This is a genomic window from Varunaivibrio sulfuroxidans (assembly GCF_029318635.1).
GTDB classification, from domain to species: domain Bacteria; phylum Pseudomonadota; class Alphaproteobacteria; order Rhodospirillales; family Magnetovibrionaceae; genus Varunaivibrio; species Varunaivibrio sulfuroxidans.
Genome location: NZ_CP119676.1, coordinates 2,222,723 through 2,244,149, shown reverse-complemented (window position 1 = coordinate 2,244,149; position 21,427 = coordinate 2,222,723). Strand labels below are relative to the sequence as shown.

Annotated in this window: 16 protein-coding genes; 6 read left to right on the top strand and 10 right to left on the bottom strand. The window is 59.2% G+C overall.

The window, feature by feature from the left end; genetic code table 11:
• Window positions 1-353: 353 nt before the first annotated feature.
• Genes cysS through P3M64_RS10545 form a run of 3 tightly spaced genes read right to left on the bottom strand, consistent with a single transcriptional unit; the run spans window position 354 to window position 4,831 of the window.
• Window positions 354-1,742, bottom strand: a complete 1,389-nt coding sequence (gene cysS / locus P3M64_RS10555; protein WP_132939897.1) for a cysteine--tRNA ligase — start codon at window positions 1,740-1,742, stop codon at window positions 354-356.
• Window positions 1,743-1,757: 15 nt separating this feature from the next.
• Entirely contained in the window at window positions 1,758-3,089 is a 1,332-nt protein-coding gene (gltX, locus tag P3M64_RS10550; protein WP_132939896.1) for a glutamate--tRNA ligase, read from the bottom strand.
• 38 nt (window positions 3,090-3,127) lie between these two features.
• The gene (locus tag P3M64_RS10545; RefSeq protein WP_132939895.1) at window positions 3,128-4,831 is read right to left on the bottom strand and encodes an NAD+ synthase; all 1,704 of its coding nucleotides are present in this window, start codon (window positions 4,829-4,831) and stop codon (window positions 3,128-3,130) included.
• Between the two features lie 218 nt (window positions 4,832-5,049).
• Between P3M64_RS10545 and P3M64_RS10540 the strand changes: the two genes are divergently transcribed.
• Entirely contained in the window at window positions 5,050-5,925 is an 876-nt protein-coding gene (locus P3M64_RS10540) for a hypothetical protein (protein ID WP_132939894.1), read from the top strand.
• A gap of 120 nt (window positions 5,926-6,045) precedes the next feature.
• On the top strand, window positions 6,046-6,882 hold the full coding sequence (locus P3M64_RS10535; protein WP_132939893.1) for a hypothetical protein: 837 nt from the start codon (window positions 6,046-6,048) through the stop codon (window positions 6,880-6,882).
• A gap of 2 nt (window positions 6,883-6,884) precedes the next feature.
• Here the strand turns inward: P3M64_RS10535 and P3M64_RS10530 are convergent, their stop codons facing one another.
• The 3 genes from P3M64_RS10530 to gabD form a co-directional block, all read right to left on the bottom strand.
• Window positions 6,885-8,273, bottom strand: coding sequence for a class II 3-deoxy-7-phosphoheptulonate synthase (locus P3M64_RS10530; RefSeq protein ID WP_132939892.1), 1,389 nt, complete (start codon window positions 8,271-8,273; stop codon window positions 6,885-6,887).
• A 185-nt stretch (window positions 8,274-8,458) separates the two neighbouring features.
• Window positions 8,459-9,820, bottom strand: a complete 1,362-nt coding sequence (gene gor, locus P3M64_RS10525) for a glutathione-disulfide reductase (protein WP_132939891.1) — start codon at window positions 9,818-9,820, stop codon at window positions 8,459-8,461.
• A 75-nt stretch (window positions 9,821-9,895) separates the two neighbouring features.
• Complete coding sequence (gabD, locus tag P3M64_RS10520; protein WP_132939890.1) at window positions 9,896-11,365, bottom strand: NADP-dependent succinate-semialdehyde dehydrogenase; 1,470 nt, start codon at window positions 11,363-11,365, stop codon at window positions 9,896-9,898.
• Window positions 11,366-11,592: 227 nt separating this feature from the next.
• Here gabD and P3M64_RS10515 point away from each other — a divergent pair, with 227 nt between their 5' ends.
• The 3 genes from P3M64_RS10515 to P3M64_RS10505 all read left to right on the top strand — a co-directional run bounded on the left by P3M64_RS10515 (window position 11,593) and on the right by P3M64_RS10505 (window position 15,153).
• Entirely contained in the window at window positions 11,593-12,042 is a 450-nt protein-coding gene (locus tag P3M64_RS10515; protein WP_243644832.1) for a c-type cytochrome, read from the top strand.
• 167 nt (window positions 12,043-12,209) lie between these two features.
• Entirely contained in the window at window positions 12,210-12,413 is a 204-nt protein-coding gene (locus P3M64_RS10510) for a hypothetical protein (RefSeq protein ID WP_132939889.1), read from the top strand.
• 415 nt (window positions 12,414-12,828) lie between these two features.
• A complete protein-coding gene (locus P3M64_RS10505; protein ID WP_165886392.1) occupies window positions 12,829-15,153 on the top strand; it encodes a PAS domain S-box protein in 2,325 nt (774 codons plus the stop codon).
• On the opposite strand, the gene P3M64_RS10500 is transcribed toward P3M64_RS10505, so the two are convergent.
• The 4 genes from P3M64_RS10500 to P3M64_RS10485 all read right to left on the bottom strand — a co-directional run bounded on the left by P3M64_RS10500 (window position 15,150) and on the right by P3M64_RS10485 (window position 20,208).
• Entirely contained in the window at window positions 15,150-15,341 is a 192-nt protein-coding gene (locus tag P3M64_RS10500; RefSeq protein WP_132939887.1) for a hypothetical protein, read from the bottom strand. The genes P3M64_RS10505 and P3M64_RS10500 overlap by 4 nt on opposite strands.
• 23 nt (window positions 15,342-15,364) lie before the next feature.
• On the bottom strand, window positions 15,365-16,861 hold the full coding sequence (locus P3M64_RS10495; protein WP_132939886.1) for an oligosaccharide flippase family protein: 1,497 nt from the start codon (window positions 16,859-16,861) through the stop codon (window positions 15,365-15,367).
• Between the two features lie 74 nt (window positions 16,862-16,935).
• Entirely contained in the window at window positions 16,936-18,102 is a 1,167-nt protein-coding gene (locus tag P3M64_RS10490; protein WP_132939885.1) for a hypothetical protein, read from the bottom strand.
• Window positions 18,103-18,405: 303 nt separating this feature from the next.
• A complete protein-coding gene (locus tag P3M64_RS10485) occupies window positions 18,406-20,208 on the bottom strand; it encodes a chloride channel protein (protein ID WP_132939884.1) in 1,803 nt (600 codons plus the stop codon).
• Window positions 20,209-20,800: 592 nt separating this feature from the next.
• On the opposite strand from P3M64_RS10485, the gene P3M64_RS10480 reads away from it, so the two are divergent.
• On the top strand, window positions 20,801-21,301 hold the full coding sequence (locus P3M64_RS10480) for an ankyrin repeat domain-containing protein (protein WP_132939883.1): 501 nt from the start codon (window positions 20,801-20,803) through the stop codon (window positions 21,299-21,301).
• Window positions 21,302-21,427: the final 126 nt, after the last annotated feature.

Sequence of the window (21,427 nt, the reverse complement as noted above, 5' to 3'; positions counted from 1 at the left end):
CGGGTCACCTCGTATATCCCCCTTTTTCAATACCCACGCTTCGCGCTCCTTGATATCGCGTCCCAAAGTTCGATTACCTTGGTCCGACCGCGCAAAGCCGCACGAAAACTCGAATCCGAACGAGAATTCGGGCCGAATCCCCCCCCCTTCGCCATGCAGCGATGTATCCCATGTCAAAGACGCATAAAATCATTCACGCCACAAATGCGCAATCGTTAAGTGTATTTTTTGCATTTTACACTACGGTTTCATGTTTGATCTCAACCCATGGCCGCCGTGACTTTACGTAGGACCCGCTCTCGCGACGTCTTTTCAGATATTGTCGCCGGCTCCGGCGATGTCAACCGCGCGCTTCAGTTGCGCCGCCAGGTCGTCGCGCCGTCGGCGTCCTCAAGCAGAATTCCGTGTGCCTTCAGTTCATCACGAATGGCGTCGGCCTTGGTGAAGTCACGCGCCGCGCGGGCCTGCAGGCGTTTTTCAATCATTTCTTCAATCCGCGCCGCATCCAATCCCACCTGCCCGGCGGGTTGCCAATCGAACCATTGGGCGGGACGACGTCCCAATATCCCCAGGAGCGCCCCTCCCATGAGAAGGTCGCCCTTGGCGCGCGCGCGGGCGCGATCGTCGCCGGCGACGTTCATCGCGTGGCGCAAGGCGTGCAGGTGGGCGATCGCCTGGGGCGTGTTCAGATCGTCGCAGAGGGCGTCGAGGATGTCCTGGGGGACCCCGCCGTCGAGATCGGCCTGAACGTCCCCACCCTGGCGTAAAGTGCGATAAAAATCGTCAAGCGTCTCCTTGGCGGCGCAAAGGGCGTCTTTACGGAAATCCAAGGGTTGGCGGTAATGGGTCTGCAACAAGGTCAGACGGATCGCCTCACCCGGAAAATCCTTCAGAAGGTCGTGGACGGTATAGAAATTACCCAGCGATTTCGACATTTTCTCACCCTCGACCATCACATAACCGTTGTGCATCCAGTACTTAACGAATGGCGATCCGCCATGGGCGCAGGTGCTTTGGGCGATTTCATTTTCGTGATGGGGAAAAATCAAATCCTGACCGCCCCCATGGATATCGAAAGTCACGCCGAGGTGCTTTTCGCTCATCGCCGAACATTCGATATGCCAACCGGGCCGCCCCCTTCCCCATGGACTGTCCCAGCCGGGCTGCTCGGCGCTCGACGGTTTCCAGAGCACGAAATCGGCGGGATCGCGTTTGTAGGGCGCGACCTCGACCCTGGCCCCGGCGATCATCTCGTCCGCGGAGCGTCGCGAAAGCCGCCCGTAGTTCCGCATCGTCTTAACGGCGAACAGGACATGGCCGTCGGCGGCATAGGCATGGCCCGCGGCCGTCAGCTTGCCGATCATCGCGATCATTTGCGCGATATGTTCGGTCGCGCGCGGTTCGACATCGGGGGCCGTCGCCCCCAAGGCCGCCATATCCTCGTGGAAGGCTTTTTCCGTGCGTTCGGTGACGTCGGCGATGGCTTCCCCGCCGCCGGCGGCGGCGGCGATAATCTTGTCATCCACGTCGGTGATGTTGCGTACGTAGCGCACATGGTCGTCCCCGTAAACATGGCGCAACAGGCGGTTGAGAACATCGAACACGACCACCGGACGGGCGTTGCCGATGTGGGCGTAGTCGTACACCGTCGGCCCGCACACATAAAGGCGCACATTGGCGGCGTCGATCGGTGTGAAAATTTCTTTTTCCCGCGCCAGGGTATTGTACAGGTGGATCGTCATCTTCGCCCCTCGTTCTTAGACTCCACGCAACCGCTCGAGGGCGCGCGCACGACCGATAATCGGCAGCAAGTTTTTCAATTCCGGACCATGGTCCAATCCCGTCAGCGCCAACCGCAGCGGCATGAACAGCGCCTTACCCTTGCGCCCGGTCGCGCCCTTCACCGCCGCGGTCCAGGTTTTCCAGGTCTCCGCGTCCCACGGTTCGCCGGGTAGGAGATCGGCGGCGGCGTGCAGGAATTCCCGGTCTTGCGTCGCGCCCGGATCGATCGCGCCGTAACACACCTTATGCCAGATCGCCGCGTCGCCTAGCCGAGACAGATTAGGGCGCACCGCGATCCAAAACGCCTCCGTCATCGGCTCCAGCCCCGCCAATCGCCCGCGAACCTCGGCGAACGCCATGGCGTGGATCACCTGGGTGTTGATCCGCGACAGGTGATCGGGGTCGAATTTCGCCGCGGCCCGGGAAAAATGCGAAAAATCGAAGCCTTCGGCCAGCGCGTCCAGAGAGCCGAGCGCCTCGATGTCATCGCTTGTGCCCAGGCGCGCCAAATACGACGCCAAGCCGGTCGCCTCGATGCCGTTTTCGCGCAGTTCCCGCAACGACAGAGAGCCGAGGCGTTTCGACAATCCCTGGCCGGAAAGATCGGTCATCAGGGGCAGGTGGGCGAACGTGGGCGCCGGGCTGCCCAGGGCCTCGAACATTTGAATTTGCACCGCCGTGTTGGCGACATGGTCCTCGCCGCGGACCACATGACTGATCGCCATGTCGATGTCGTCAACGGCGCTGGGCAGCATGTACAACCAACTTTCGTCGGCGCGGCGGATCACCGGATCGGACAAGTTGGCGCTGTCGAAGGTCACCGGGCCGCGCACCAAATCGTCCCAGACGATCGCGCCGTCGGACAGCTTGAAGCGCCAATGAGGACGGCGGCCCTCGGCCTCGAAGCGCGCGCGTTCGGCGTCGTCCAGCATGGCCCCGGCGCGGTCGTAGATCGGCGGCTTACCCCGCGCCATCAGACGGCGGCGCTTATAATCCAGTTCCTCGGGCGTCTCGTAGCAGGGATAAACCCGGCCCTGGGCCTTCAACCGCGCGAACGCCTCGTCATAGCGCGCCAGCCGCGCACTCTGGCGTTCCACGACGTCCCAGCGCACGCCCAACCAAGCGAGGTCCTCCTCGATCGCCTGGGCGAAGGCGACGGTCGAACGCTCCGCGTCGGTGTCGTCCAAGCGCAACACGAAACGCCCCCCGGATTTTCGCGCGAACAAATCGTTGACCAGCGCCATGCGCGCGTTGCCAACATGTAAAAGCCCGGTGGGGCTAGGAGCGAAACGAACTGTGCAAGTCATGGCGCCAATGGACCTTTATCGGATGGTGGGATGATGGTTCAAGCTGTGAAGCCGTTGGTGATCGGATAACGCCGATCGCGTCCAAAGGCGCGCGCGGAAATTTTTACTCCGGGGGGAGCCTGGCGGCGCTTATATTCGGCCCGATCAACCATCCGCCAGACGGTTTTCACCATCTCCAGGGGATGGCCGCGCGCGGCGATCTCGTCCTTGGACATGTCCCCTTCGATTAGGCACGACAAAATATCGTCCAGATCCGCATAGGGCGGTAGGGTGTCCTGGTCGGTCTGATCGGGTTTCAATTCGGCCGAGGGCGCCTTGGTGATGATCCGCTCGGGCATGACCGGCCCGCGCGGTCCCTTGAAAATCGCGTTGCCATGGGCGTTACGCCAGCGCGCCAGCGCGAACACGCTTGTCTTGTAGACATCCTTAAGCACCGAGTAGCCCCCGCACATGTCGCCGTAAAGGGTCGCATAACCCACCGACATCTCCGATTTGTTTCCGGTCGAAAGCACCATGTGCCCGAAGGTATTGGACAGCGCCATCAAGGTGACGCCACGCGCGCGCGCCTGGATGTTTTCCGCCGTGGTGTCGCCGCCTTGCGTATTGACCACGGCGCAGGGCGCGCGCTGTTTTTCGAGCATCCCGGAGAACGCCGTCATCGCCGGCTCGATCGAAATCACGTCATACGCCACGCCCAGCAGCGCGGCGGCCTGCGCCGCATCATCAAGACTATCGCGCGAGGTGTAGGGCGAGGGCATCATCACGCAATGCACCCGGTCGGCGCCCAAGGCGTCAACCGCTAGGGCAGCGCTCAGGGCGCTGTCGATGCCGCCGGACATGCCGATGATCACGCCGGGAAAATAATTTTTATTGACGTAATCGCGCAGTCCCATCACCAGGGCGCAATAGATATCCGCGAGAGATCCCGCTTCGGGAACGTCACCGTCAAGGCCGCCGGCGAGATCGCTTTCGGGCATTTCGAGCACGTCCCACCGTCCCCGGTCCGCGCGCCAACGCACGATCCCCAGCGCCTCTTGCCACGGGGCGAGGGACGGCCCCTCCTCGCCGTCGCCGCCAAGCAAAAACGAGCGCCCGTCAAAGACCAGTTCATCCTGCCCACCGACAATGTTCACATAGGCCAGCGCCAGACCGGTTTCCTGGACGCGCCGCTGGGCGAGGGCGCGGCGCACGCCGGACTTGTCCTGCTCGTAGGGCGAGGCGTTCAACACAACAATAAGCTGCGCCCCGGCGCGCTTCAGGGCGAGGGCGGCGTGCGCCGTCCACATGTCCTCGCAGACCATCACGCCCAGCGCCACGCCGCGAAACGAAAGCGCCTGGGGAGCGGGGCCGCACGCGAACACTCTTTTTTCGTCGAACACGCCGTAGTTGGGCAGATCGCGTTTCAACGCGACGCCTGCGATTTCCCCCTTGTCGAGCAAAAGCGCCGCATTGTACAGCACCCCGTCCACCAGCCATGGCGCACCGAGCAAAAGCGCGGGTCCGCCATCTCCGGTCTCTTCGGCCAAGGCGTTCACCTTGCGTATGATCTGGCTTTGAAAACTGCGTTTGAGTACAAGATCCTCGGGCGGATAACCCGCGATCGCCAACTCTCCGGCGACAACCAGATCGGCCCCCGCCAAATGCGCCTTCCCGCGGGCGTCGCGCAGCCGCGCCGCATTGGTGTCGATGTCCCCAACGGTGGGATTAATTTGCGCCAACGCGATGATCAGATCTTGCGTCATGAAATGGTTCAACCCAGCGGTCCCAAGTATTCGCCGGAGGGTATGCGCAGGGTCGCGCGCTGTCAACGTGAAGCCGCGACGGTCCAGAGCCGCGGGCCGTAAATCGGACTATATAATAATAAGTCTCGTTTCGGGACTTCCCGCTTTATACCCGAACCCGTTATCGCGTAGAGTCTATAAGACGTCATTTCGACGCACTGGGGTACAAAGGAACTCTCATGGTTGCGCCCACCGATCATGTCCAATCGTCCGCGCCAAAAGCCGCCACGACAAAAACCGACAGCGAAAAAAGCGGTACCGACATGTGCCGTCACCAGACCTTCATCTTGCTCGACGCCTTTGTCGATTTTTTACTCGCCGAGGCCCCGTCGGCGCAGCCGATCGACCGGGAAATGCTGTTGCGCCGAACGCGGCTTTTCAAAAAAGGCATCACCAAGGAACAGGATGCCCTTTTTCGCGATCAATTCGAGGCTTGCCAGGTGCTCCGCGACCAGGAGGTTTGGGACCGCGTGCGCAAGGACCCGTTCAAACGGCTGCTGACCCACCGCCTATCCCGTCTGTTCCCTCCCGAACACGGCTTCGACGCGCCTCTCGCGGACGGCTTAGTTTCACGCCGGATTTTGCCCGGCCTATTCCTCGCCTTGGAGAAAATGACCGGCAGTTTGGCGTTTCAAGATATCCAGGGGCGGTGCCGTGAAATGCTCCAAGACCTTTTCGGAGACAGCGGCCCCATTAACTGGCAAGTATTTTATGACAATGTCGAAGCCAACAACGCCGTTGACGGTTTCCTCATTGGCATCGTCCCCCACTTCGATGATCTCGCCAAGCGTACCGTCTGGCTGCGCGATCTCATCAATTTCGAGCTTGCGCCGTTTTCCCTATACGCCTTTGAAGGTGAGGGCGCTCACGACTGGGTCTTGGACACGCCGGGCGCCGTCAATATTTTGCGCGCCCTGTTTCACAATCTTCGCCAGCGTCTCGCCTTAGGCGATAGCGGGCGCAGTGCGAACCTCCGGGAAAATGCGCACTGCGAAACCCTGGAGGCTTTTCTTCGCACCCTTTATGCCCCCACCGCGACGCCCCCGCACACCTAAGACGATTTCGCCTTCCGCCCGCCCTCGCTATTGTTTGTTTTTCTCGGCATTCATGTCTATATACCTATGAACGCGGGCGCCCCGACGGCGCCGATCTCAACCGCAACATCCGAGTCAACCATGAGCGACGCGCCCCCCCGGACGGATGAAAAAAAACCACCTCGGTCCGAGGCCCAGGCGCGTAAAAGCCGCGCCTTGGCCGAAGCCGTGGTGACCACGTTCATCGACCGCCTGATCGCCGAGGCGAATCAGCGCGGCGGCGCTTTGACGATGCGCGATCTGGCGCAATTGAGCGACGAGTTCCGCGCCAAAACCGACGCCCTATCCAAGGTCTTCGAGCAGACCCTGGAAGAATCTTCACATGTCCAGAAGGTGATTCGCTGGCAAACGATCAATCGACCGCCCTTCGATCGCCTGATCGTGAAGCGTTTTGAAACCCTTTTTCCACGCCATGGGGAAGCGATCGGAGAGGGCCGGATATCCCGGCGCATGCTGCCGGGGTTTTTCCTGGCGGTCAACATCATGCTCGGCGCCGACGTTGTGAAAACATTCCAAGATAAATGCCAAGAGGTGGTCGATCGCTTGAAAGCGGACAACAACGGCGACATCGACTGGAATTTGGTCGATGCCGACCCTCGGGCGCAGCGGATCATTCTCGATGCGCAAATGCAGATGGTCACGCATTTTTCAGATTTGCGCACGCGCAAGGCCTGGTTCCTGCGCATCATCAACGATCAACTGGCGCCAACCGCCCTGGACGGCCCCGACGTCGGCTGGGAAATGACGCCCGACATGTTTGAAATTTTTCTACGTCGTCTTTTTTCCGATTTGATCGACGCCACCGATAGTGTCGAAGGTCGGCTCAAGGAGATGACCGAATACGGCGCCGACAAACTCGAAGCCGCGGTCGCCTTCCTGCATCAACTGCGAGAGCTGTCCGAAGACGAGCCGGTTTAGGCTCAGTCCTCGCCAATGGCGCGCAGGCGTTTTTTCTCCGCCATGCGGTCGTCTTTCAGCTGTTCCGCGAGCAGGAAGGCCAGCTCCAACGCCTGCGAAGCGTTCAGGCGCGGGTCGCAATGGGTGTGATAGCGGTCCGACAAATTCGCCTCGGTAATCGCGCGCGCGCCGCCGACGCATTCGGTGACGTCCTGGCCGGTCATTTCAAAATGCACGCCCCCCGCGTGACTGCCCTCGCCCTTGTGCACGGCGAAGAAGGCGCGCACTTCCGCCAGGATCGCATCGACATGGCGGGTCTTGAAGCCGTTGGAGCTTTTCACCGTATTGGCGTGCATCGGATCGCACGACCACACCACCTTGCGCCCCTCGCGCGCCACGGCGCGGATCAGGCCCGGCAACACGCGTTCGACATTTTCGCCGCCCATCCGCGTGATCAGGGTCAGCCGACCGGCCTCGTTCTTCGGGTTAAGGGCGTCGATCAGGCGAATCAATTCATCCGCGCCCACCGAAGGCCCGATCTTGCAGCCGATCGGATTGGCGATGCCCCGCATGTATTCGACATGCGCACCGTCGAGCTGGCGCGTCCTCTCGCCGATCCACAGCATGTGCGCCGAGGTATCGTACCAATTTCCGGTGGTGCTATCGACGCGGGTCATCACCTGTTCGTAATTTAGAAGCAGAGCTTCATGCGAGGTGAAAAAATCCGTTTCGCGAATTTGCGGCGTCGTTTCGGACGTCAGCCCGCACGCCGCCATGAACGCCAACGCTTCGTTCAGGCGCGAGCACAGATCGAGATAACGATCCGCCATTGGCAGGTCGGAGACGAAGCCCAGATTCCATTGCTGGACTTTCTGCAAGTCAGCGTATCCGCCCTGAGCGAAAGCGCGCAGCAAGTTTAGCGTCGCCGCCGACTGGTTGTACGCCTGGACCAAACGCGCCGGGTCGGGGATCCGCGCCTCGGGCGTGAACTCCATGGCGTTGACCATGTCGCCGCGATAGGACGGCAGGGTGACGCCGTCGATGGTCTCCATGTCGGCGCTGCGCGGCTTGGCGAACTGACCGGCCATGCGTCCCAACTTGACCACCGGACATGCCGCGCCATAGGTCAGAACGACCGCCATCTGCAACAAAACGCGAAAGGTGTCGCGGATGTTGTTGGGATGAAATTCGGCGAAACTCTCGGCGCAATCGCCGCCTTGCAACAAAAACGCCTTGCCCTCGGCGACCTCGGCCAATTGGCGACGCAGGCTGCGCGCCTCGCCGGCGAACACCAGCGGCGGAAAGTTGCTCAGTGTGGTTTCGACGCCTTTCAGGGCCTTCTCGTCCGGATACGTCGGCATCTGTCGCACCGGTTTGGAACGCCATGAATCGGGGGCCCACTTGATCGCCATCGCTAACCTCTTCACTGTATCACTACCGCCGAACGCACCTCGGGCGGAATAAAGCCTCAGGCTATACCCCCGTTGGGCTTCAAAAACCAGATTTTATTCCCCACCGCGCATAAAACCGCACTCGGCGCGTCGATCGTGACTCGGTGCACCGATCGTGACCATACCTAAAATTGCGACGTTCGGACTTAATCGCGATGATCCGGCAATTTTTCACGCATGGTGACGAATTCCTCCGCCGCCGTGGGATGAATGCCGACCGTGGCGTCGAATTGCGCCTTTGTGGCCCCGCACTTCATCGCTACCGCCAACCCCTGGATAATCTCCGGCGCATCGACCCCGACCATGTGACAACCCAGCACCCGATCCGAATCCCGGCACACCACCAGTTTCATCATCGAATGTTCGTCGCGCCCCGACAAAGTATGCTTCATCGGGCGGAAGCGCGACATGTAAATGTCCACGTTATAGGTCCGCCGCGCCTCGCTTTCGCCAAGCCCCACGCTCGCTACCGGCGGCATGCTGAACACGGCCGACGGGATGTTATCGTAATCCATGATCGTCGGACGATTGTTAAACAGGGTGTTGGCCAGGGCGATCCCCTCGTTGATCGCCACCGGCGTCAATTGAATACGCCCGGTGACATCGCCCAGGGCGTACACCCCGGCCACCGAGGCGCGAAAATAATCATCGACCTCAAGCGCGCCCTGTTCGTTCATCTTCACGCCGAGTTCGTCAAGCCCGATGCCTTTGGTGTTGGGGGTGCGCCCGGTGGCGTACATCACGCAATCGGCTTCGATGACCTCGGTGCCGTGCAGGCGTAACGACAAGGTGTCGCCGTTTTTTTCGATCGAACGCACGACGCACTCGCGCAAAATCGTCACTCCGCGTTTTTCCATTTCCTCGGCCAGGGTATCGCGAACGTCTCCATCAAACCCGCGTAGGATGTTTCCGGCCCGGATCACGACCGTCACCTTCGCCCCTAGGGCGTTGAAAATGCCCGCGAACTCGACCGCGATATACCCCCCACCGACGATCACGATATGTTCGGGCAGGGCGGCGAGGTCGAGCGCTTCGTTGGACGTAATGGCGTGTTCGATTCCGGGCACGTCGGGCAGCGACGGCCGACCGCCGGTGGCGACCAGGATGTTTTCCGTGGTGTAGGTCTTGTCGCCGACCGCCACAGTGTGCGCATCGACAACGCTACCGCGTCCCTCGAAAAGGGTGACGCCGTTTTCACGCAAAATCCGCTGATAGATGCCTTCCAGGCGATCCAATTCCTTGTTTTTGGCCGCGATCAAGGACGACCAGTCGAACCCGGGCGCGGCGACGTCCCAGCCAAAGCCCCGAGCATCGGCGAAATCGTCGGCGTAGTGGGCGCCGTAGATCAACAATTTCTTGGGCACGCACCCGCGCATCACGCAGGTGCCGCCGGTGCGGCTTTCCTCGACCACCGCGACCCGGGCGCCGTACTGCGCCGACATCCGCGAGGCGCGCACGCCCCCCGATCCGGCGCCGATGGTGATCAGATCGTAATCGTATTTTGACATGTGTATCCTTCGCCGCTGCGCGCCTTCTGAGTATCGCACGCTTTGTCTGGGGCCATTCAGGGCCGTTTTAGGGGATTATTTATCGATCCCGCCCATGCACAGGTATTTAATCTCGACAAAATCCTCAAGGCCGTATTTCGAACCCTCACGACCGATCCCCGATTCCTTGACCCCACCGAACGGCGCGACCTCGGTCGAAATGATGCCTTCGTTGACGCCGACGATGCCGTACTCCAAAGCCTCGGAAACCCGCCACACCCGGCCGACATCGCGGGCATAAAAATAAGCCGCGAGCCCGAACGGAGTATCGTTGGCGACGGCGATCGCTTCGCGTTCGTCGGAAAAGCGATAGAGCGGCGCGACGGGGCCGAAAATTTCCTCGTTGGCGCACGCCATTGTCGTCGTTACATCGGCGAGGATGGTGGGCTCGAAAAAGGTTCCGCCCAGGGCATGACGCTTGCCGCCGGTCACCACGCGCGCCCCCTTGTTAACGGCGTCCTCAACCAGCCGTTCGACCTTTTGCACCGCCGCCTCGTTGATCAGCGGACCTTGGGTGACCGGTTCCGCCCCCAGCCCGGGGCCGACCGTCAGGCCCGCCACCGCCGCGCCCAACCTTTCGGCAAAGGCGTCATAAACGCCGTCCTGAACCAATATCCGGTTGGCGCAGACGCAGGTCTGTCCGGCGTTGCGGTATTTCGACGCCATCGCGCCGGCCACCGCGGCGTCCAAGTCGGCGTCGTCGAAGACGATAAACGGCGCGTTGCCGCCCAGTTCGAGCGAAATCTTTTTCACCGTCCCCGCGCATTGGGCCATCAACAGCTTGCCCACCGCGGTCGATCCGGTGAACGAAACCTTGCGTACAACCGGGTTAGACGTTAGTTCACCGCCGACCTCGGCGGCCCCCGATTTGGCGCACGAAACGATGTTGATGACACCCTTCTCAATCCCCGCCCGTTCGGCCAGTTCGGCCAAGGCGAACGCCGAATAGGGGGTATCCTCGGCGGGCTTGATCACCACCGTGCAGCCCGCCGCTAGGGCGGGGGCGCATTTGCGCGTGATCATGGCGTTGGGAAAATTCCACGGCGTGATCGCCGCCACAACGCCGATCGGCTGCTTGATGACGACGATGCGCTTGTCCGGCCCGTGCTGGGGGATGGTGTCGCCGTAGACCCGCTTGGCCTCCTCGGCGAACCATTCGACGAAAGACGCCCCATAAGCGATCTCACCCTTCGCCTCGGCCAGGGGCTTGCCCTGTTCCGCGGTCATCAAGACCGCTAAATCGTCTTGGTTTTGCAAAATCAGCTCGTACCAACGGCGCAATAAATTGGCACGTTCCTTGGCGGTCTTGGCGCGCCATCCCGCCAGGGCGCGCCCCGCCGCCGCGATGGCCCGGCGGGTTTCACCCGCGCCCATGTCGGGAACGGCGCCCAAAACCGCGCCGTCGGCGGGGTTGACGACCTTAAACGTCGCACCATCATCGGCTCCGACCCAGGCCCCATCGATGTATCCTTGTTGGCGGAAAAGAGCGCGATCTTTAAGCTGCATGGCATCCTCTCGAATTTGCTGTTCGCTGTGACGTCGTGTACCCCGTCGCCGTGCGGCGCACCCGCGACGGAGCGCCGATTACTATAATCCTTTGGCTGCGGAACGCACGCCCCTTAGCCGATTTTTTTGCCCGGCCACGCCCCTATTGACCTTCCTGTTATGGTAAGCTTTACAGTCCGTCGCGGTTCCGGAAAAAACCTTCGCCCACGCCAAGGAGAACTCGAACGTTGCGCTGCAAACTTAAAACCCTGTCATTAAACATCGTTCTGCCTTTGGCGCTGGCCGCCTGCGGAGACGAGACCATCTCCCGCATGGACGCCACCAACGCCAAGGCGGTCAGTCGAGGCGAGGTCCTGTATGCGGCGAACTGCGCGTCATGCCATGGCGACAATTTGCAGGGGGAAAGCAAAAACTGGAAAATCCGCAAAAGCGACGGCCTGCTGCCCGCGCCGCCCCATGACGTCAGCGGACACACGTGGCATCATTCCGACGCAATGCTGTTTTCCTATACCAAGTTCGGTGGTGCGGCCATCGCGCCGAAGGGCTTTAAAAGCGGCATGCCCGCTTTCGGCGAAAAGCTTTCCGATCAAGACATCTGGTCGCTGCTTAGTTTCATCAAGAGTCAATGGCCCGCCCAAGCCCAAGCGCGCCAGGAACGCGCCAATCCCCGCAACTGAAGGCCGTCCCGAGGCGTCCTCTTAGAGATCGACGTTCAGCGCCTATTCAGGTTTCTCCCCCTAGGGTGATGATCGATTGATCATTAATGCTTGGCGTCGCCAATAAGGCCGACGTCGGCAGTTGGGCCGAGCATAACGCGCGGAAAATAAGAATAGGAGCACAGAATATGTCCCACACCTTACAGGTATCCCAGGCGACCTCACAAAATACGTCCTACAGTCGCATCGACGCCCAACGCCAAAAGCTCGGTGCGGCGCAAAGCGCCCAGAGCGTCAGCACCGACGGCGCCGACCGCGAACATGACGGCGACGGCGACGACCGCGCCTCCGTCACCCCGACGCGCGGTCAAAGCGTCAACACCGTGGCGTAATTCCGCACAAGCCCCCCGGCGCCGGCGCCGCCCTTCTCGATTAAAGGGCGGCGCCCAATCGGCTGCGCAAAAAGGCGAGATATTCGTTCCCAGAACATATCCCCGCCCCCGTTCGCGCTCAGTGTTTTGGATTCGAATATCACATAATCTTTATAAAATTAATATTATTCAATATATTAGGATATATTTTCATTAGGGTGAACAGAAGTTATCCACATTTTGTTCACAGAATAATATATTAATTTATAATTAACATCGCTCAAAACTGTGGACATGCCCTCTATCATTGCATACGATGATAGTCATGCATGGAATGGGGATTCCTGAGGAGGCTATCTAACAATAATAACGTTCTGAAAAAGGACAAAAGATGGCTTGGCAATTTCTTTCCCCCTCCCGCACCGAGCTTGTGTCCATGATGGAAGATACGCCCGACGTATTTTACCGCGCGGACGCCAATGGCCTACTGATTTTCATATCCGGTGGAATCGAGGATTTTCTCGGAATAAGCGCGGCGCAGGTTCGTGGCGCGGCCTTTTCGTCACTTTTCACCGATCCTCGCGAACATACAGAGTTCGTCCAGGACCTCCTCGCCAATGACGGTTTCCTTCCCACCTATGACATCACCCTAAAACATCGACGCGGACACAATGTCTGGGTGTCCGCCAGCGCCCAAATGCTGATCGACGCCAAGGGATACGTCACCGGCATTCAAGGCACCCTGCGCGACGGCGGACAAAAACGCCTGAAATTCGCTAAATTAAACGCGCAAAATAAAAATTTGAAAAGTCGCCTCGCCCTTAAGGACCGGGCTTTGCGTGAGAAATCCGAGATCATAGCCGATTTGGAAGAACGCCTGAACGAACTTCAGGAAAAATTCCGCGATTTTGCCTCGACCGCATCGAATTGGTATTGGGAAACGGGAATCGACCACAAATTCACATGGCTCTCGCATAGCCTACAGGATTCGTCCCTTCACGATCCCATGAACGCCCTGGGCAAATGCCGCTGGGACCTGGCGGTCGAGAAAAACGACAAAGAGCGCTGGGAAGTCCACATCGCCGACCACATGGCCCAACAACCGTTCACCAATTTCGAATACGAAGCCCAAATGCCCGATGGCGCCACCAAATGGATATCGGCGAGCGGTCGGCCCTTTTTTGGCAAGGACGGCGGCTTTCTCGGCTATCGCGGCGCGGCGCGGGATATCACCCAGACCAAGCTGGACGCCCAAAAAATTGAATTGCGCGAGCGCCAGTTGCGCGAAGCCGTCGAGGCCACGCCCGATGGATTTTCGATCTGGGATCATGAAGACCGCATGGTGATTTGCAACGAACGGTACCTGGACATGTACAGCACCATCTCCGACGAGCTTAAGCCCGGCGTGCCGTTTCAAAAAATCGCCGCCCTAAGCGCGCTGCGCGGGCAATATGAAAACGATACGGATCCCGCCGCGTGGCTTCACCAACGCCTGGAAAACAGGCGTAAATCCAAGGGAGGTTACGAGCAAACTCTGAAGGATGGACGCACCCTTCTGATCAGCGACACGCGCACCGCCGACGGCGGCATCGTCAGCGTGCGCACCGATGTCACCCGTTTGAAAATGGCCGAGAACCGAGTCCGCGATTTCGCCTTCATTTCGTCCGATTTATTTTGGGAAACCGGCCCCGATCATCGCTATACCTATGTCAGCAATGAATTGATCGACGTCACCGATTTCTCGCCCAACAATTTGCTGGGTCGGACCCGCTGGGAGGTCGCGCTGCAAGAGCCGGGCGGCGAACGGATGTGGGAAAATCACCGCAAGATCTTAAACGCGCACAAACCGTTTAGGGAATTCACTCACGCCTACATGCGCAAGGATGGCAAAAAGGAATACATTCGCGTCAACGGAATGCCCGCATTCGATAATAGCGGCGCGTTCCTGGGTTACCGGGGAACGGCGACGGTGGTCACCGGCCAGGTTCGCGCTCAGCGCGCGCTTGTCACCGCCTGCGAAACCGCCGAAACGGCGAACCGGGCGAAATCCGAGTTTCTCGCCAATATGAGCCATGAGTTGCGCACGCCGCTCAACGCCATCATCGGATTTTCCACGATGCTGCGTGAAGAGATCATCGGTCCCATTAGCAATGATAAGCAAAAAGAATACCTGAGCGATATTCTCGGGTCGGGCGAACATCTCCTGGAAATCATCAACGATATTTTAGATGTCTCCGCCATCGAGGTGGATGAGTTGAAGCTCGAAGAAGAAGAAATCGACATCGCCGACACCTTCGATACCGTCGCCCGCATGGTCGAATTGCGCGCACGCCAAAACGGCGTGACGATCGAAAAGCCCAAGCATTTCGACGCCGCGCGTCTGTTGGGCGACAGGCGGCGGGTTCAGCAAATTTTAATTAACCTGATGACCAACGCCATCAAATTCACGCCGGAAGGCGGGCAGATCGAGATGAGGGTCGCCTTGGAAGAGGACGGCGCGCTCGCCCTGAGCGTCCGCGACACCGGAATCGGCATGGATAGCGAGGGCGTTAAGATGGCTCTGTCGAAGTTCGGCCAAGTGGACAGCGGCCTGGACCGTAAAAATGAGGGCGCCGGTCTCGGCCTCCCCCTGGTCAAAGGGTTGGTGGAACTGCACGGTGGAACCATGGATATCGAAAGCAGCCCCAACGTCGGCACGACAATCCGGGCGCATTTCCCCCAACAGCGCGTTGTCCCCACAACATCGGAAAATATGCGCTAGCGAACGGTGGAAAACCGCCCAAACGGGTCGGTTTCGGTCTCCGTGAACACGGTGAAATGGTGAAATATCCACAAGACAGGGCGGCCCTCGTTCATACCGGGGCCGCCCTCGTCCGTGTCGGCGAGCCTTTTCTTGGGGAAAATCGCTTGCGGACGCACACTGATTTTTTCGCCGACCACCGAAATCACGACCCGACACGCCGTAACCGCATTCAGTCGCCGCGCATCATACGGCGCCCTCTCGCTAAGTTGGCCTTAAGTTGTTCCAGCTCCCGCCATACCTGCGTCCAGGAGACCGTCCTCGTGAGTAACGAAACCGCGGCGTACAACATGACCCCCAGGAGTGTCAGGACGGGGACCTTGATAAAGGTCACATCGGGTAAAAACGCGCGCACGCCATAGAGCACGCCATACATGAAAGCCGTATTTGCCGACACTTTGGCGACAAACATGAAATTGACGCGCAAGAGGCGATGCCTCCAAGCGATGGCGTATAAAATGACGAGGGCGAGAACAAAGGCCGACAGCGTCGCCAAAGCCGCCCCGACCGCCCCGAACACGGGGATCAACAACCAGTTGAGCCCCATATTCACCGCAGCGCAAAATAGATTAACCGCCGACGCTAAACCCGGTCCGCGGGACAAGGTGACCGCGGTGCCGAAGAATGCGGCCAGTATGTGAAACACATAAGCAAAGCAAATAAGGCCAATGATGGCGGATCCCGTCAGAAATTCGGGCGTCGCCATGGCGTGCGTCAGACGGTCGCCGACGATAAGCAGCCCCGCCCCCATAGGCAACCCGATGAGCAGAACGATTCCCGCCGTCGTTTCGAAGAAATATTGGCCGCCCTGCGTATCGTTCCGATTAAAATATTCGCTCGCCAAGGGCGAGTACATCGTCCATATCGGCCCGATGACGAGAGCGAAGATGATATAACCCAATCCGTAGCTGAAGGAATAAATCCCGACGCTGGCGATCCCGCTCATCTGAGCTAAAAACAACCGATCGGAAAGATTGATAACCAGTTCGCCATAAGCCGCCGGCAATGCGACGAGGCCGAATTTAACATATCGTCCCGTATCGCGAAAAACGGGCCGGCCCCAACTAAATTTTATAGTAAAGAGCAACATCATCGCGCTCAAAACCGCGAAATCGCCGACCACGACGGCGCGAACCAGGTCATAGATATCACCGCCGCCCACAACGGAAAGCACGACGATCAACACATACACGGCCGCCTGCGTGAACGAAACCAACACAAGCAACCAAACCTGATTTTGAAGGCGCGCCCAAAGGCGCAACGCGTTGATATAAATAACCGTGACGATATTCAAGGCGAGGAACGGAAACAGGATCAAAACCTGCTTATAATCTTTACCGAACAACAAATTGCTGATGGGGACATCCGCCGCCAAAACGACGAAAACGCATATAATCGCGCCGATACCGGCCAACATCAACCAGCCGGTGAAGAGCCGCGCCTGAAACGCGCGGGGCTCTCCGGGCAAGAACCGAACGAGCGCGTTCTCGGTCCCCAGCGTCGCGACCGGCGCAAAAACGGCGGCGAGCAACGCAATCTGAGACCACACGCCGAAATCATGCACCCCCAAATGACGGGTGAGCAACGGAAGTACGATCAGCCCTTTCAGGCGGATAAAAATTTCGGTGACCGCGAGAATGCCCGCGTTATAGAAAAAGCGACGTATCATATCTCGATCACACCGCCGTTAAAGCGATACACACCCCGAGTTGCTTTTTATAATTCAACGCTTGGCGTCAGCCGTCAAAGCGCGCCCCAGCCGCCGCTGTTTATCGCTTCGCCGACGCCGACTGTGACAAGCCGGTCACGCACCTTAAACAACTTTTCCATCAGGGCCGGTTCGGCGCGGGCGTAAGCCTCCTCGTCCGCGATCCTCGACACCACGATGCCCAGCAATTCGGTGATGGCGTTGCCGATGGAATTTTGGCTAATGGTCACGATAAACCGCCCTTCGTCGTCGCGATAGATAATCTGCTTGTAGGCCGGGCGCCAACGAATTTCGTTGGCGAACTGCGGATCGTCCTTGATGCGATCGCGAATTTCCTTGGCGACCGCGTGGAAGTGGTTATTGAACAAAAGAACGTTCTCCACTTGGTCCGGGAAATAAAGATCGGCGGCGATGGCGCCCTCGGGTTTGGCCACCAGAGTAAAAAAGGCCCGGTAGAAATCGAGAAAGCCTTTCAGAACATCATCGTATTCGCGCCAAAAACGAGCCTTCGCCAAACCGTCCACGCCGCCGCGCACCACCCAACTCGGCAGTCCCTGAGGGTAGCCGGTAGCGGCCAATGCACCCGTCTTTGGGGCCATTGGGCTCAGGACCTGCAAATCCAGGACGTCCAGGAACTCATGGTAGACATCGCTCAGGTTATAAGAAAACAGGCTGTTGTGGCCGCCATCGGTAAGGTTGGGATTTTCCGGGTCGGCGGCCGGCGCGTTCATCAAATCGGCCTGGGGAAAGGCGATGAAATGATTGTGGATCATGCGAATAGTGGGGACGCCCGGCTTGCACAGGGGCCATGTGGCGTCCAAGCTGGCCTCGCCGCACATGATCAGCGTTTCGCCCGGATCGGGATATTCCTCGGCCATGTACTGGATGATGGTGTGGCTCATCCGACTGAACACCTTGCCTTCGCGTTCGGACAGCTGATCGCGGCGCACCGGTCGGCCCAGGGGATCCAATATCCGCTGCGAGGTATCGAAAATAACGGAGGTGTCGAATTCGACGCTGTGACCGATCGCCTTGCGGTATAAAAGGAAATCTTCCGGCGTGCGCAACAGCCCGTTGTCATCGGCCAGATTGCGCAAGTTGGCGGCGCTGTTAAAGAACTCGACCGGCGTCATGCCCTCGGGAACGGAGAGTGGAATTTTACGGTGCGGGGTGACGACTTGACGTGGGAAGCCTGTGCTCATGAGGGCGAACCTTTGCTACTGATGGTATTGCCGTGGCGACAAAGAGTAATGCCTTCATCGTCCTCGACAAGGGGGGGTATCCCCCAGACGCATTGCAGAGCGCAGAAAACCCTTTGTTATAAAATAGATCGAGTTTCGCCACGCATCGCAAAATTAGAACCAAAAGAACCGAAAGAAACGGTGACAGCCTAAAACCATTTCCGACCAAGCGTGCGAATCCAACTCGGCGGCGCGGTCCTGTCAAACAATCCCCACGCAATTGCACCACGGCCCGAAGGGGCGACGCTCGGCAAGGTCGCGCGCCTAATCCAATTTTCGACGGCCCGGTTTTACATCGTGTCCCTTACCGTGGAAAAAGAACTTGGCCCGATCGCTTTCCTCGGTTTGAAGCTTGTAGCGTACGCGCATCAAATCCTTCCAACTGACGTATCCGACAAGACGCTTATCCTCACGCGATATCACGGGCAAGTGCCCAACATTTTCCTCCATCAGTCGATCGACAATGGCTTCCAGGTATTCGTCCGGATAGGCCGTCGTAAGCGGGCTTCCTTCAAGCAGCTCACCGAGCGTCGCATTGCGATATTTCCCCGCGCGCCGCCAATGCAGCACCGCGGGCGGATCGGCGATACCCAGGACATGCCCGCCCTCATCGACGACGGGATAGCTAGGGTGGGTCCGCTCCAAGGTGGTCAGGAAAACGGTGGCGGCGCTAAGCGTCATCGACGCGGGGACGGTCTCGACATCGTGGGTCATGACCTCGCTAACATGCGTCAGGGCGAAAGGATCGACGCGATACTCGCGAACAATATGGTGACCGCGCCGGGCGATTTTCTCGGTCAGGATCGAACGCCTCATCAAAAGCACGGTGACCGCATGCGCCGTCGCGCTCGCGGCGAACAACGGCACCAAAATATGCGTGTTGCCGGTCAACTCGGCGGCGAAGAACGTCGCCGTCAGCGGCACACGCATGGTGCCGCCCATCGTCGCCGCCATCGCCAACAACGCCCAAAAACCGGGGCTCGCCTCGGGCATGAACCCACTGATCGCGGCGCCCATCGCGCCCCCCATGATCAACAACGGCGCGAGCACGCCGCCCGACGTGCCGGACCCCAAGGCCACCGCCCAGATAATCGCCTTGACCGCAAGAAGAATGAACGCGGTCATGGCGATGGTCTGGCCGCTCAACATGCGCGTGATGTTATCGTACCCGACGCCCAGCGCGTGGGGCTCGATCAAACCGCCGAGGCCGATCACGACGCCGCCGATCATCGGCCACCACATCCAATGGATCGGCAATTTCAAGAAAGCGTCCTCGGCCCCGTAAACAAGCTGCGTCAACACCCATGACAAAGCCCCGGCGACAAGGCCGACGGCCATCCAGCTGGCGAGCCCGAGGAAGCTGATCGCCATCGTTCCTTCAAACGGGAAAAGCGGCGAGGGCATATGCAACGCCGTGCGCCCGACCTCGGCGATGACCGCGGCGACGGCGACGGGAATGAAGCTGCGGGGCGTCCACTCGAAAAGCAAAAGTTCGACAGCCATCATGACGGCCGCGATCGGCGTTCCGAACACGGTCGTCATGCCCGCGGCGGCGCCGGCCACAAGCAACGTTTTGCGTTCGCTATCGCTAACGGGAAGCGCCTGGGCGATCAACGATCCGATTGCCCCACCGGTCATGATGATCGGCCCCTCGGCGCCAAACGGCCCACCGGTGCCGATCACGATTGCCGATGACAACGGTTTGAGCACCGCGACCTTTGCGTCCAGGCGCGAACGACCGAGCAAGATCGCCTCGATCGCCTCGGGAATGCCGTGACCGCGAATTTTTTCACTGCCGAAACGGGCCATTACACCGACGATAAGGGCGCCGACGACCGGAATAAGCACCGCGATCAAGCCGAGGTGCGAATCCGCAATACTGACCTCTTCAAAGGAGAACCGCCAGAAATAGGCGATATTCGTGAACAGCCGAATCATTTGCAAAAAAGCGATGCCGACGAACAAACTCACCACGCCGACGACGACGGCGATGGCGGCGATCACAAGGACCCGCGTGCCCGTTGTAAAATCAGCAAGAGGGCGGTTGCCAGCGTTTTTGGTGCTCATTATCAATTCATCATGTGAGGAAAATGCCCGGAAGGGTGAGGATCTTAGGGGAACGCGACAAAAAAACCCGCACTCCGAGCGCACTTATATCGTCATATGAAGTAAAAAGACAAGTCGATCGACAATCTTGGCCAACGTGTTTTCCGTTTTTAGCACGGTTCGAGGCCACCGCCGATGACCATACGCGGACGTTTTTGGCCGGCAAGACATGCACGCAATGCGCCCGAAATCCTCTGGTTGACGCAATCATGGCATGGCGGCATGGCAGGGCGGCATGGCATGGCGGCGCGGTTTGGCGGTACGCGCAGACCGCTTAAGCCCGGTGCGCGCGCCTTAACCCCGAAAACGGCATACAAAACTATTCATCCGATGCGCCCGGCGTATTCCAAAAAGATCCTGGCGTATTCCAAAAAGATAATGGCCACCGCATCAAAATGCGCCCCAAGGCGACGCCCCCGCGCAACATCCCGCGCGCGACATCGTCGTTGGCGTTAAATTTAGCACACGCAACCACGACCTTAGGTTGAAATACATTCTGGTATATAGTAGCCTCACCGTGGTTATACGTTTTTGAAACACCTTGGGGGATCCCATGATGGATAAGACAGACGCCGCCACAAACCCGACCCATGATCTCTTGAAAATAGAAGTTGTTCAGTCCGAGCAATATTCCGGAAGCGACTGGTGCGCCGAGGCCTTCAATCCCGACGAAATGTTTCAGGTCGGCCCGGCCGATTTCTTCACCAACGTTTACGAAGGCAACGTCGCCAAACTCAAACGTCAGATCAACAAGGCGAATGTCGCGGATTACAAGACAAAGCACCGCGACACCGGCCTAACCATCGCCGCCATGCAAGGCCACAATGAAATCGCGCAAATGCTGATCGAGGCCGGCGCCGACATCAACGCGCGCAACAAAAACGGCGACACGGCCCTGACCATCGCCGCCCTCAACGGCAACACCGCGATCATCAAAATGCTCCTTAAGGCCGGGGCGGACACAAGCGTGCGCAACCGCCAAAAGATGCGCGCCGTGGATATCGCCACCCAGCGCCTGAAAGAGTTCACTGCCGCCGTCAAGGCACTCGAATAACGGGAAATGCATCCCGCAAGGAAGCACCGTTGCGGAAAAATCGCCACGGGCTTCCTTGGTGCGGCTTCGCCTGTTCATCCATACGCACGGCGCAGGCCATACGCACGGCGCGGGTTTGTTGATGCA

Excerpts from the sequence above, each read along its gene's own strand:
- P3M64_RS10535 (WP_132939893.1), top strand. The coding sequence starts at position 6,046 with ATGAGCGACGCGCCCCCCCGGACGGATGAAAAAAAACCACCTCGGTCC.
- P3M64_RS10545 (WP_132939895.1), bottom strand. The coding sequence starts at position 4,831 with ATGACGCAAGATCTGATCATCGCGTTGGCGCAAATTAATCCCACCGTT.
- P3M64_RS10540 (WP_132939894.1), top strand. The coding sequence starts at position 5,050 with ATGGTTGCGCCCACCGATCATGTCCAATCGTCCGCGCCAAAAGCCGCC.
- P3M64_RS10480 (WP_132939883.1), top strand. The coding sequence starts at position 20,801 with ATGATGGATAAGACAGACGCCGCCACAAACCCGACCCATGATCTCTTG.
- P3M64_RS10505 (WP_165886392.1), top strand. The coding sequence starts at position 12,829 with ATGATGGAAGATACGCCCGACGTATTTTACCGCGCGGACGCCAATGGC.
- P3M64_RS10510 (WP_132939889.1), top strand. The coding sequence starts at position 12,210 with ATGTCCCACACCTTACAGGTATCCCAGGCGACCTCACAAAATACGTCC.
- P3M64_RS10490 (WP_132939885.1), bottom strand. The coding sequence starts at position 18,102 with ATGAGCACAGGCTTCCCACGTCAAGTCGTCACCCCGCACCGTAAAATT.
- gabD (WP_132939890.1), bottom strand. The coding sequence starts at position 11,365 with ATGCAGCTTAAAGATCGCGCTCTTTTCCGCCAACAAGGATACATCGAT.
- gor (WP_132939891.1), bottom strand. The coding sequence starts at position 9,820 with ATGTCAAAATACGATTACGATCTGATCACCATCGGCGCCGGATCGGGG.
- gltX (WP_132939896.1), bottom strand. The coding sequence starts at position 3,089 with ATGACTTGCACAGTTCGTTTCGCTCCTAGCCCCACCGGGCTTTTACAT.
- P3M64_RS10530 (WP_132939892.1), bottom strand. The coding sequence starts at position 8,273 with ATGGCGATCAAGTGGGCCCCCGATTCATGGCGTTCCAAACCGGTGCGA.
- P3M64_RS10485 (WP_132939884.1), bottom strand. The coding sequence starts at position 20,208 with ATGAGCACCAAAAACGCTGGCAACCGCCCTCTTGCTGATTTTACAACG.
- cysS (WP_132939897.1), bottom strand. The coding sequence starts at position 1,742 with ATGACGATCCACCTGTACAATACCCTGGCGCGGGAAAAAGAAATTTTC.
- P3M64_RS10495 (WP_132939886.1), bottom strand. The coding sequence starts at position 16,861 with ATGATACGTCGCTTTTTCTATAACGCGGGCATTCTCGCGGTCACCGAA.